This is a genomic window from Citrobacter sp. BDA59-3 (assembly GCF_015167655.1).
Taxonomy (GTDB): Bacteria; Pseudomonadota; Gammaproteobacteria; order Enterobacterales; family Enterobacteriaceae; genus Phytobacter; species Phytobacter diazotrophicus.
In genome coordinates, this window is sequence record NZ_CP063427.1 from 1,393,784 (window position 1) to 1,405,050 (window position 11,267).

Sequence of the window (11,267 nt, forward strand, 5' to 3'; positions counted from 1 at the left end):
TCACGCACCCAAACTCTTTAGCCTGGCTGTGTTTTTTGTATGCGGGCAAGCTGTACTGCGCTTTGCCAGTCATGCCAGCGTTTTTGCAATCTGTCGTGACGCTGTTCATCCGGTGTGAACGTCGCATGTTCGGGAAGATACTGGCTAAGCTGTTCGGTATCGACCTGCAACAGCGCCTTTCGTGCCAGCAGTGCCGCTCCCATAGCTGATAGCTCCGGGACGTCGCTGCGCATCACCGGGCAACCCAGCAGGTCGGCCTGATATTGCATCAGCCAGTCGTTCCTGGTAGGACCGCCATCGACCATCAGCGCTTTTAAGGCGAAATCGCCGTGCTGGCGCATGGTAACCACCACGTCGGCAATCTGGTAGGTGATCGACTCCAGCGCTGCGCGAACCAGATGCGCGCGCTTGACGCCACGGCTCAGGCCATGAATCAGACCACGCGCATCTTCGTCCCACCAGGGGGCGCCAAGGCCCGTCAGCGCCGGAACAAAATAGACGCCGAGTGTTGATTCCACTGAGGCCGGTAGCGTATTCAGCGCTTGCGCCAGTTCCGCTTCCGGCAGCTCGCTTAATCCTGTGCTTTCCGCCATCCATGCCACTGCATCGCCGGTATGAGGAATGTTGCCTTCCAGCCCGTACACCAGCCGTTCGCCATCATGCCACGCTACGGTGGTCGCCAGTGATTTCACGTCACACTGCGCGGAGACCACCGGAGCCATCACCGATGACCCCGTGCCGTAGGTCGCTTTCACACACCCGGCGGCGCCAAGGCCGTGGGCGAACAACGCGGCGTGCGAATCGCCGATCATCGCCAGCACCGGGATACCCTCCGGGATGGCGTCCAGCCCTTTGGTGTAGCCAAACAATCCACTGGAGGGGCGAATTTCCGGTAGCGCCTGACGGGGGATCTGGAAGAGTGTGAGCATCTCCGCGTCCCAGTCGGCGGTATTAAGATTCAGTAACTGTGTGCGCGAGGCATTCGAGTAGTCGCAGCAAAATGACTCGCCCGCCGTCAGGTGCCAGAGCAGCCAGCTATCTATTGTGCCAAGACAAATTTCACCTTGTTCCGCCAGCCCCCGACCATTGGGCAGCGAATTTAACAGCCAGCGCATTTTGGATGCGGAAAACAATGGGGCAACGGGCAGCCCTGTTACCGCTTTAATTTTAGCGTCCTGACCTTGCTCGCGCAGAGCATGGCAAAAATCTGCCGTACGTGAACATTGCCAGGTTATGGCCGGACCTAACGGCAACCCGCTTGCGCGATACCAACCAATGGCCGTTTCCCGCTGATTGCTGATCGCCAGCGCCGCTACTCGCTCGGGGCCAACCTGCGCAATCACCTCGCTTATTACCGCCAGTGACGCCTGCAATAGCGCTTCCCCAGACTGCTCTACCCAGCCCTCGCGGGGTGTCTGGATGGTCAACGGGCGCGCGCTTTTCGCCACCACATTGCCCTGAGCATCCAGCGCGACGGCTTTGGCGTTCGTTGTCCCCTCATCAAGCGCGATGACAATATCTTTCGACATGGTATTTCTCCATCAGGCCCATGCGCACTGCATTACTGGTGCAGGTAAGTATCAACGCCGAGATAGCGCGTAAAGGCTTCATGCAGGATGGCGCCACTGGCCGCATGGTTCATCGCCACGTGGTGCTCAAAACCGTTACGGCAAATATAGGTGAGTAACTCTTCCAGATGCGGAACCTGAATGACTGCGCGACAACCGACAGTATCCAGCGGATCGTCAACGGATTTGCCTTCGCCCACGTAGGCTTTGATTTCACCGGTTAAATCGTCAGTACTTAGACGGAAATAGGTGAGGGGGCCGGATTTCAGGCGGCCATGCACCGCGCCACAGGTGTTCTCTTTACCCACGGTCGTACCGATGATGTCCGCGGTGCCCATATGCGGGGTTTCCAGGCTGGCGGCGGCGAAGTTACCGCAGTGAAACAGCACGCATTTGTCGCGATCGTCGCCAAAGTTGTTGTTCCAGTCGGCAATCGAGGCCGGGCTCATATTGGCGCTTGCCAGTGCGTACATAGAAAGCGCGCCCATCACGTCGACTTCACAGGCTGACGGCATCAGTTGACCGGACATCACGCTCATGATGGAGCAGACGTTAATGCCCAGGTTTTCCTGCAACGAGGTCCAGCACTGAATGGCCGTGGTGTCGATATCGTTGGCGATAACCCATTCGCTGATCACCACAAACAGCTTCGCCATGGTGACCAGTTTGTCCGCGGCGATACCGCTGGCATCGGCGTTATCCATCAGCAGACGGCGCTTCTCATCAACGCGGATATCATCATCACGCAGCAATTTGATGCGGGTAAAAACTTCGGACAGATCCAGGGTTTCCACTGCAATGCCCAGGCGTTCGAGCAGTTTTTCGCTGTAACGTACGGTGTTGAAACCGGCCGGACGTGCGCCGATGGCCCCCACGCGAACGCCACGCATGCTGCTCACCACGCGGCAAATTTGTTCAAAACGTTTCAGATCCTGCTCGAAAACCTCGCCGCTCAGGGCGCAAACGTGCTGTGTTGTCAGGGTGAACGGGATGCCGTACTGGCGCAGGTTGTTGCACAGGGAGATCTTGCCGCAGAAGCTATCGCGGCGCGTCGCCAGCCCCATCTTATCCAGATTGTCCTCTTCCGCCTGTACCAGAACAGGGACGTTTAAACCGGACAGGCGCAGGGTTTCCGCCACCGCTTTTTCATCGCCGAAGTTTGGCAGAAGCACAACCACGCCGTGAATTTCATCACGGTGGGCGCGGAACAGTTCGGCACAGATTTTGGCATCCTGGCGAGTTTCAACACCGCCGAGCTCGGTCTGGGTCTCATCAAGCATAATGGTTTTAATGCCAAGACGGCCAAACAGGGCGACCGCCTGTTCACGGGCTTCTGCCACCAGGTAGCTTGGGAAAAATCCGCGGTTACCAATAATCACCGCCATAGTCAGTTGTTGAGGAATTCGGGACATTGCTCTCTCTCCAGTAAGTTGTTCTTTATTATTCTTATTGCTGTGTCAGCAGTTCATGGGCGTTTTTCACCACACCTGCGGCATCAATCTCATGGCGTGCGCGGGTGGAGGCCCGATCGGCGGCGATCGCATATTGACCATCAGGGATACCGAGGCGGCGCAGCGGGATGCCGTGTCCGGCTTCTGCCAGTACTTCGGCGACCAGGCTGCCCACGCCGCCGTTGACGTTGTGCTCTTCAACGCTGACGACCGCTTTACAGGTTTTCAGTGCGGCCAGTAATTGCGAGGTATTACACGGACGAATAGACGGTACACTGATAACACAGGCCTCAATACCGCCTTCTGCCAGTTGTGTGGCGGCGGCGACAATTTCGTGGACCGTCGATCCCATCGCCACCAGCGCAATGTCTTTCCCTTCGCGCAGCACATCAATATCACCCGGTTTGAACTGATAACCTTCATCATGCAGCTCCGGCAACGCTTTACCGTCGAGGCGGATATAGACCGGGCCGACGTGGTCCAGTGCATAGTCAATTATTTGACGGCATTCAACAGGGCAGGAAGGGGCGTAAATTTCGATATTGCCAAAACCACGCAACACGGAAATATCATCGATGCTATGGTGCGTACTGGCCAGCGGGCCATAGCTGGCACCGGCATTCAGGCCAAACAGCTTCACGTTGGTGTTGTTGTAGCAAATATCTACTTTGATCTGTTCGTTAGCACGCGAGATCAAAAATGGCGCGGCATTACAGGTCACCGCAACTTTGCCGCCAATGGCAAGCCCTGCGGCGGCTCCCACCAGCGTTTGCTCGGCGATACCGACATTCACCAGGCGGCCTGGGAATTTCTTCATAAACGGTGAGATCTTGGCCGTGGAGGTGGAGTCTGCCACCACCGGCACCAGGTCTATCCCGCGGTCAACCGCGTCGATAAACGCATTCACCATCACCGTTGCGAGATGTTCGCTATTACTCATCTTTCAGTTCCTCCAGCGCCAGTTCAACTTCTTCACCTTTCGGCACCCGGTGGTGCCATTCCGGGCGTCCCTGAATAAAGGAGATGCCAGCGCCTTTGGTGGTGTAAGCAATCACGACGTGCGGTTTCCCCGCAGGCTGCAATCCTTCCAGCGTCGCCACCACGTCGGCCATATCGTTACCTTTACACTCGGTAACCTGCATGCCAAAGGCGCGCCATTTTTCATCCAGCGGATCGGTGTTCATGATCTCTTTGGTTGGGCCGGCCAGTTGAAGGCTGTTTTTATCGTTAATAATGATCAGGTTATCGAGCTGGTAATGGGCGGCGACCAGCGCGGCTTCCCAGTTACTGCCCTCAGCCAGTTCACCATCACCAGTGACGACAAACACCCGGCGTTTGCTGTTGCTGCGCTTGGCCGCCAGCGCGATACCGACCGCAACGGGCAGGCCGTGGCCCAGTGCGCCGGTATTGAGTTCGATGCCCGGTGTTTTATGTTTTACCGGATGGCCCGGCAGATGCGAATCGGGATGCTGATAGGTTGCCAGCCAGTCGACAGGGATAAATCCGGCTTCCGCCAGAATGCAGTAATAACCGCCCACCGCATGACCTTTTGACTGGATGTAAATGTCGCGTTCATCGCTCTCTTTCAGTTCTGGCGAACAGTTCAGAATGCGGAAGTAAAGCGCTGTCAGCAGCTCAACCTGGGATAGGTCTGCGCCCGTGTGCCCACCTGCCGGACTTTCGGCATTCAGCACGATGATGCGACGGCGCACGGCGCGTGCTTTTTTTTCAAGCTCCTCAACAGAGAGCGAAAACGGATTCATAGTCCACCTCTTGAATTTATAATCTAACTTGAATAAATATTCAATCAGGGTGAAAAAGCACACCTGCGCACCCTTTTGCGGTCGATCCCACAAGATTAAACGTCAGGTTGTGATTGCTTTGAATATATATTCACTACTGATTTATTATTCATGAATAAAGATATGCTTTGTCCGGAGGTTTGTCTACGCCTTGTGAAAGCAAATTTGGAAGAAAGGAGAATAGGATCACATTTGGATCCTCACGCCCGGTATTGCGCAGCTTGTTATCTATTCGGGTATGAATAAAAATGACAGGAGAGAATTGAAGGGGAAACCAATGTCAAAGCAGGATGAGCAGCGTTTGCTGGTGAAGATCGCCACGCTTTATTACAACGAGAACAAAAAGCAGTCAGAGATTGCCTCGCTGTTGAACTTGTCGCAGTCATTTGTCTCACGCGCACTGACGCGCTGTCAAAAAGAAGGGCTGGTGAAAATTACCGTGGTGCAGCCCACCAATATTTTTGTGTCGCTGGAAAAGGCCATTGAGCAACAGTATGGCATCCGTCAGGCAATTGTGGTGGATGTGGGGGAAAATGCCAGCAATGCGCAGATAAAACATGCCATCGGCAGCGCGGCGGCACATTATGTGGAAACGCGCGTCCGCCCGGAAGACCTGGTGGGGATCTCTGCCTGGAGTAGTACCATTCGCTGCATGGTCGATGAAATGCACCCGCAAAATATCCGCGCCCAGGGGGTTATTCAGCTTCTTGGCGGGGTGGGGCCGAACGGCAACGTGCAGGCGACCATTCTGACTCAACAACTGGCGGAACATTTAGGCTGCCCGGCCTGGCTGCTGCCTTCGCAAAGTATTGAGCACTCGGTTGAAGAGCGCGCACGGCTGGTAAATAGCCCGGATGTGGCGGCGGTGGTGGCGAAATTTGCCGAGGTCGATGTGGCGATTGTCGGGATTGGAGAGCTGGAGCCGTCACAATTGTTGAAAAATTCCGGCAACTACTACAACGAAGATATGCTGCATTTGCTCTCCGAACGTGGCGCGGTAGGGGATATCTGCCTGCATTACTACGATGCGTCGGGCAAACCCGTCCTTACCCAGGAGGAGGACCCGGTCATTGGCATGGAGCTGGAGCAAATACGCGCCTGCCAGCAGGTTATCGCGCTTGCGGGCGGGCCGGAAAAGCACAATGCCATTCGCGGCGCGTTGCAGGGAAATTATATTGATGTCCTGATCACGGATTACGCCACCGCGCGTAGTCTGGTAAGCCACGGCTGACCTGGGGTACGTCGCCCCCGGGGGTGAGGCATCCCCACAAAAATGCGAGCACGAACGGTCCCCTCTCCCTTGAGGGAGAGGGCCGGGGTGAGGGGGAAAATGCGGCACGGGAGGTGGGTTACGTTCATCTTATGTTCCTTGCTTTTCTGTCGCGACAGAACACGCGAACGTGCCAGGAGGGTTCACCGCCACCACCCGGGCGACCTTTTGTCGGTATCTGAGGCCTGAGAAACCCAGGCCAAACCGACAAAACTACTTACTTTCTATCACTGCTTTTTGCGCAATCACCGCCGCTTTTTGCTGCATACGGTTCTGCATCTGATCGATGATGACCGCAACGATAATCACGATACCTTTAATCACCATCTGCCAGAATTCACTCACGCCCATCATCACCAGCCCATCGGCAAGGAAGCCGATAACGAAGGCACCGATCAGTGTCCCCAGCACGGTGCCGCGCCCGCCTGCCAGCGAGGTTCCGCCAAGCACCACCGCAGCGATGGCGTTCATTTCAAAGGCTGTACCGTTCGCCGGGTGGCTCGCCAGCAACTGTGCTGAGACCACAATCCCGGCCAGCGCCGCGCAGAACCCGGAAATGGTATAGACCCAGATTTTTACCTGCTTCACTTTCACGCCGGAAAGCTCTGCCGCACGCTCGTTATCGCCGATGGCATAAACGTGGCGGCCAAAGGGCAGGCGACGCGCGACATAGGCAATCACCACCGCCAGCACGATCATCAGCCAGATAGCCCACGGAATGCCAAACAGCGTACCGGCGCCAATCTCATCAAAGCCGGTATTGCCCAGCAAAGGATTGCCGGAAAGCCCCGGGAAGGTTTGCCCGTCGGAGGTGAGCATCGCGGCACCACGCAGGACATACATCGTACCGAGCGTGCAGATAAACGGCGCGACATTATAGCGGGTGATTATCCAGCCATTCACAGCGCCAATTAAGCCGCCAATCAGCAACACCAGCGGCACAATCACCCAGACGCTGGGGAAGATGGCGATGCCAAACATCGGCAGAACGATGCCTTTAGTGATCATCCAGCCGGCGATCATCCCGCACAGGCCCAGCGTTGCGCCGATGGACAAATCGATCCCGGCGGTGATGATGACAAACGTAATGCCCAGCGCCAGGAAGGCGTTAATAGCGATATGTTTAATCATGATGACCAGGCTGCCCGTTGAGAGGAAGCCGGGCACCGTGGCGGTAAAGAAGCCAACAATCAGGAACAGCGCGATAAAGGTACGCAGCTTTAACAAGAGAAGCAGAATGCTTTCGCGTGACAGCGATGCGCTTGCGCGCGGTGCCACTGCCACAGACTGTGTTGTTTTCATATCAGAACCCCTGAGCACTTGCCGTTACCAGCGCCGATTCTTCGGCCCGATCGCGCACGATATCGGCAGTAAGTTTGCCGCCGGACATCACCAGAATGCGGTCAGATACCGCCATGATTTCTTTCAGATCGGAGGTGGAAAAGACCACTGCGATCCCCTGTTCGGAGAGCTGCACCATCATGCGGAAGACGTCGGCTTTCGCCCCTACGTCAATCCCGCGCGTCGGTTCGTCCAGAAACAGAACTTTCGGGTTGGTTAACAGCGAGCGACCAATGACCACTTTTTGCTGATTACCGCCGCTCAGCGCCTGGATCTCCACATCCGGCGTTGAGACCTTAATCGACAGATTGCCAATCGTGCTGGCCACCACCGCCTGCTCATCTTTTTGCGAAATGGTGATCCCGCGCTGCAACCGCCGCCACAGGCTGGCGATGGTCAAATTGGTTGCCACCGACGATATCGGGAAGATACCGGTACGTTTGCGGTCTTCCGGTACCAGGCTCATCCCCATGCGGATACGATCCGCCGTTGCCAGCCGCTGCGGCACAGGTTTGCTGTCGAGCCACAGTTTGCCCAGGTAGTTGCGTTCGGTACCGAGCATGCATTCAAACAGCTCTGTGCGCCCCGCGCCCATCAGGCCGTAAATACCGACAATTTCCCCGCTGTGAACCTTAAAGGTCACATCGTCCACCACCGCATTGCCCGCGCTGTTAACGCAGGTGATGTGCTCCGCTTCCAGCACCGGCGCGCCAAAGGTACGGCCCGGTGCCAGGAAGTTGCTCACCGGATCGCTGCCCAGCATTTCGCGAACGATCCACGGGACGTCGATGTCGCACACTTTCGCTTCGGCCTGAAACTTGCCGTCGCGCAGAATGGTGATGACATCGCCAATGGCCATTAACTCTTCCAGACGGTGCGAAATATAGATAATCGACACCCCCTGGCGGGTCAGCTCACGGATCACGCGAAAGAGGATCTCCACTTCCGTTTTACTCAGCGCCGACGTGGGTTCGTCGAGGATCAGGATGTCCGCGTCTTCCGCCAGCGCCCTGGCGATTTCCACTAACTGCTGCTGGCCTACTTTCAGGTTGCCCACCAGCTCTTTCGGTGAAATAGGCTGGTCGAGACGTTTTAACAGCTCGGCGGTCCGTTTTTCCTGTTCCGCTTCGTTGATAGGCGCAATCCCTTTTTGCAACTCGCGTCCCAGAAAAATGTTCTCGGCGACGTTGAGGTTTTCAAACAGGTTCAGCTCCTGGTGCACCATGCCGATACCCAGTGCGGCAGCGGCGCGGGTACTGGAAATCTGCACCGGTTTGCCGTTGAGTTCGATTTCACCCAGGCTCGGTTGCTGTACACCCGCGAGGATTTTCATCAGGGTGGATTTCCCTGCGCCATTCTCGCCGATGATCACATTCACCTTGCCGCGCCAGACGTTGTAGTCCACGTTGTCCAGCGCGATGGTGCCGGGAAAGAGCATCGAGATACCGCGCGTGCGCAGAATAATGTCATCCACAGGTACATCGCTCATTACTGTGTCTCCTGTTTCAACTCCAGTGCCGCGGCATCTGTTGCCTTACCGCTCTTAATCGTGATGGCCATCAGCACAGTCGCCTGTTTACCCACCCAACTCTCATCCACTTTGGGTAAGTGCTTGATGGTTTCGCGGTTGTAAGCCCGTGATAACTGCGCAAATTGAACCTGGTTGGTAAAGTCTTCAAATTTAAAGCCTGTGGCATCGCGAATGGCGTTGCCCTGGATAACCGGCCCGGTCTGCACTTCCAGCGGCTGGCCGTTGAACGTAATGATCAGCTTTTGTTCACGTTCATTACTGACATCGACGCGTTCGACTTTGCTTGTCAGGTGAACAAACACGCTTTGTGGTTTGTCGCTTGTCGCCTTCAGTTGTGTGGTGAGTGCGGTGGCGTCCAACGCATGCTTGTGGGCGGCGTCGATGACGCGTTCTTGCCATGTTTGTTGCGCGATCTGCTGTGGGGTCATGTTATCGAAGCTGGCTTTCGCATTCGGATCGGCAGGCATTATCGGCTTGCCGTTTGCATCCAGATCCACCACTGTGCAGGCCGTCAGCAACAGGGTGGTGCACCCTACGAATGCAGCACCCCATTGTTTTAACGACATAACATCTCCGCTCTTACTTGCTCAGGTTGAACATTTTCAGTTTGCTGGCGTTGCTTTCGTCGATCAGCATGCAGTCCATAAGCTGTTTCTCTTCTTTCTGGGCTTTGCCGTTTTTCAGGAAGTAATCGGCCTGTTCGACTGCCATTTGCGCCTGTTGCCAGCCTGGTTGCAGAACGGTGGCTTTGATGTTGCCTTTGTTGACGATGGAGTCACGGACGTAATCGCTGCCGTCAAAGCCAACCACAATGACGTTGGTTTTCCCGGCGGCTTTCAGCGCCGCTTCTGCGCCGAGCGCCATGGTGTCGTTACCGGAGATAACACCCACGATGTCCGGGTTGGTTTGCAAGATAGCTTCCATACGGGTGAAGGCTTCGGTCTGGCTCCAGTTCGCGGTCTGTTGCGCCACCATTTTCATATCCGGAAAATCATCCAGCACATCGTGGTAGCCCTGCGAACGGACGCTGGCGTTGGTATCAGACTGACGCCCTAACAGTTCGACATATTTGCCTTTACCGTCCAGCAATTTGGCGAATTTTTGTGCGCCCAACTGTGCGCCCTGATAGTTGTTAGAGACGATTTGCGCGACAGCAACGCCGGTTTTGTTGATTTCACGGTCAATCAGGAAGGCCGGTACGCCAGCAGCTTTGGCTTTTTCCAGCGGGCCGACGGTGGCGTCTGCGCCGGCGTTATCAAGGATGATCGCTTTCGCTTTACGGGCAATCGCCGTTTCGATCAGTTGGTTTTGTTTGTTCACGTCATCATCATGGGAAGCCACGAGGGTGGTGTAGCCCAGTTCTTTGGCTTTTGCCGCCGCGCCGTCTGCTTCCGCTTTAAAGAATGGGTTGTCGTGTGAGGGGGTGATAATGGCGATCAGTCCGTTATCCGCGGCAAACAGCGAGCCGGAAGCGGCGATCAGGGAAGCCAGTACAGCAGATTTCAGTAGGGTCGTTTTCATCTTTTTCTCCACATTGAATATTTATTCAATAATGATTTATTATTCAAGTTAACGATAAAACGGCAATGCTGAACTGTCTATGGTTTGTGCAGCAAATTTCTTAAAAGGAGAAAACGATCACGATCCTGTAGGAATACCGCTCACCAGAGTCAGGATCTGTTCTGCATGAGAAATCCATGCAATATCGACGCACATCCCTGCGTGATGGCGGCTGAATTGCGCATTGGTGCGCAGGGTGAGTGACTCGTCATTCAGGGCAATGAGCTGCGCGCTATGGAAGCCGGGAAAGGGAAAGGCAAGGGTGGAAAAGGCTTTGAAAAGACTCTCTTTTGCGGAAAAAGCAAGCGATAACCCCTGTTCAAAGGGAAGCGAGGCACGCTGTAATAACGCGTTTTCTTCGGCATTCACGATGCTTTCGGCGATCTCTTTACTCAGCTGAGGAGAGAATACGCTCTCAATATCCACGCCGACACAGGCAGGTGAGACAACGGCGACAGCGGTCTGCCCGGCATGGCTGATGCTACCGTAAAGTCCGGCGGGCCAGAGCGGTTCGCCGCCAGCACCGATACCCGGCACGGCCTGATGACCATAATTTCGCAGGGCATGCACGGCGGCAATCCGCCCGGCCAGATGTTCGCTTTTACGCTTGCGTCCGGCGTTTGCCAGGCGGTCATAGTGGGGCAGCCACAACAGGTCGCGCTCTGCAAAGGTTGCGGGGTCGAAGGTGATGAAATGGACCGGGTGGGAATGAAGGGTAAGCGTGGAGTGAAGGATATCCATATT

The 11,267-nt window shown here is 55.6% G+C and carries 10 protein-coding genes; 1 reads left to right on the forward strand and 9 read right to left on the reverse strand.

Annotated elements, in window-relative coordinates:
- Nucleotides 1-17: 17 nt before the first annotated feature.
- From IP582_RS06480 to IP582_RS06495, 4 genes are read right to left on the reverse strand one after another with little or no spacing between them, the layout of a single operon-like run.
- Entirely contained in the window at nucleotides 18-1,529 is a 1,512-nt protein-coding gene (locus tag IP582_RS06480) for an FGGY family carbohydrate kinase (protein WP_193795437.1), read from the reverse strand.
- A gap of 32 nt (nucleotides 1,530-1,561) precedes the next feature.
- Nucleotides 1,562-2,980 carry an L-fucose/L-arabinose isomerase family protein gene (locus tag IP582_RS06485; protein WP_193795438.1) on the reverse strand — a complete coding sequence of 473 codons (1,419 nt, stop codon included), beginning with the start codon at nucleotides 2,978-2,980 and terminating at the stop codon, nucleotides 1,562-1,564.
- Nucleotides 2,981-3,014: 34 nt separating this feature from the next.
- Nucleotides 3,015-3,959, reverse strand: coding sequence for a transketolase family protein (locus IP582_RS06490; protein WP_193795439.1), 945 nt, complete (start codon nucleotides 3,957-3,959; stop codon nucleotides 3,015-3,017).
- On the reverse strand, nucleotides 3,952-4,782 hold the full coding sequence (locus IP582_RS06495; RefSeq protein WP_041852202.1) for a transketolase: 831 nt from the start codon (nucleotides 4,780-4,782) through the stop codon (nucleotides 3,952-3,954). Before IP582_RS06495 ends, IP582_RS06490 begins: the two co-directional genes overlap by 8 nt.
- Nucleotides 4,783-5,098: 316 nt before the next feature.
- Here IP582_RS06495 and IP582_RS06500 point away from each other — a divergent pair, with 316 nt between their 5' ends.
- Nucleotides 5,099-6,052, forward strand: coding sequence for a sugar-binding transcriptional regulator (locus tag IP582_RS06500; RefSeq protein WP_041852201.1), 954 nt, complete (start codon nucleotides 5,099-5,101; stop codon nucleotides 6,050-6,052).
- Between the two features lie 252 nt (nucleotides 6,053-6,304).
- Here IP582_RS06500 and IP582_RS06505 read toward each other — a convergent pair whose 3' ends face one another.
- The 5 genes from IP582_RS06505 to entD all read right to left on the reverse strand — a co-directional run bounded on the left by IP582_RS06505 (nucleotide 6,305) and on the right by entD (nucleotide 11,264).
- Nucleotides 6,305-7,393 carry an ABC transporter permease gene (locus IP582_RS06505; RefSeq protein WP_193795440.1) on the reverse strand — a complete coding sequence of 363 codons (1,089 nt, stop codon included), beginning with the start codon at nucleotides 7,391-7,393 and terminating at the stop codon, nucleotides 6,305-6,307.
- A gap of 1 nt (nucleotide 7,394) precedes the next feature.
- Nucleotides 7,395-8,921, reverse strand: a complete 1,527-nt coding sequence (locus IP582_RS06510) for a sugar ABC transporter ATP-binding protein (RefSeq protein WP_193795441.1) — start codon at nucleotides 8,919-8,921, stop codon at nucleotides 7,395-7,397.
- Nucleotides 8,921-9,529 carry a DUF2291 family protein gene (locus IP582_RS06515; protein ID WP_079497978.1) on the reverse strand — a complete coding sequence of 203 codons (609 nt, stop codon included), beginning with the start codon at nucleotides 9,527-9,529 and terminating at the stop codon, nucleotides 8,921-8,923. Before IP582_RS06515 ends, IP582_RS06510 begins: the two co-directional genes overlap by 1 nt.
- Before the next feature lie 13 nt (nucleotides 9,530-9,542).
- Nucleotides 9,543-10,484 (reverse strand): D-ribose ABC transporter substrate-binding protein, encoded by a 942-nt coding sequence (locus tag IP582_RS06520; RefSeq protein WP_193795442.1) that lies wholly within the window; start codon nucleotides 10,482-10,484, stop codon nucleotides 9,543-9,545.
- A 117-nt stretch (nucleotides 10,485-10,601) separates the two neighbouring features.
- Nucleotides 10,602-11,264, reverse strand: coding sequence for an enterobactin synthase subunit EntD (gene entD, locus IP582_RS06525; RefSeq protein WP_193795443.1), 663 nt, complete (start codon nucleotides 11,262-11,264; stop codon nucleotides 10,602-10,604).
- Between the last annotated feature and the right edge of the window lie 3 nt (nucleotides 11,265-11,267).

What these genes read in the sequence shown, in the direction of transcription:
- IP582_RS06480 (WP_193795437.1), bottom strand. Translation starts at nt 1,529, where the DNA reads ATGTCGAAAGATATTGTCATCGCGCTTGATGAGGGGACAACGAACGCC.
- IP582_RS06485 (WP_193795438.1), bottom strand. Translation starts at nt 2,980, where the DNA reads ATGTCCCGAATTCCTCAACAACTGACTATGGCGGTGATTATTGGTAAC.
- IP582_RS06490 (WP_193795439.1), bottom strand. Translation starts at nt 3,959, where the DNA reads ATGAGTAATAGCGAACATCTCGCAACGGTGATGGTGAATGCGTTTATC.
- IP582_RS06495 (WP_041852202.1), bottom strand. Translation starts at nt 4,782, where the DNA reads ATGAATCCGTTTTCGCTCTCTGTTGAGGAGCTTGAAAAAAAAGCACGC.
- IP582_RS06500 (WP_041852201.1), top strand. Translation starts at nt 5,099, where the DNA reads ATGTCAAAGCAGGATGAGCAGCGTTTGCTGGTGAAGATCGCCACGCTT.
- IP582_RS06505 (WP_193795440.1), bottom strand. Translation starts at nt 7,393, where the DNA reads ATGAAAACAACACAGTCTGTGGCAGTGGCACCGCGCGCAAGCGCATCG.
- IP582_RS06510 (WP_193795441.1), bottom strand. Translation starts at nt 8,921, where the DNA reads ATGAGCGATGTACCTGTGGATGACATTATTCTGCGCACGCGCGGTATC.
- IP582_RS06515 (WP_079497978.1), bottom strand. Translation starts at nt 9,529, where the DNA reads ATGTCGTTAAAACAATGGGGTGCTGCATTCGTAGGGTGCACCACCCTG.
- IP582_RS06520 (WP_193795442.1), bottom strand. Translation starts at nt 10,484, where the DNA reads ATGAAAACGACCCTACTGAAATCTGCTGTACTGGCTTCCCTGATCGCC.
- entD (WP_193795443.1), bottom strand. Translation starts at nt 11,264, where the DNA reads ATGGATATCCTTCACTCCACGCTTACCCTTCATTCCCACCCGGTCCAT.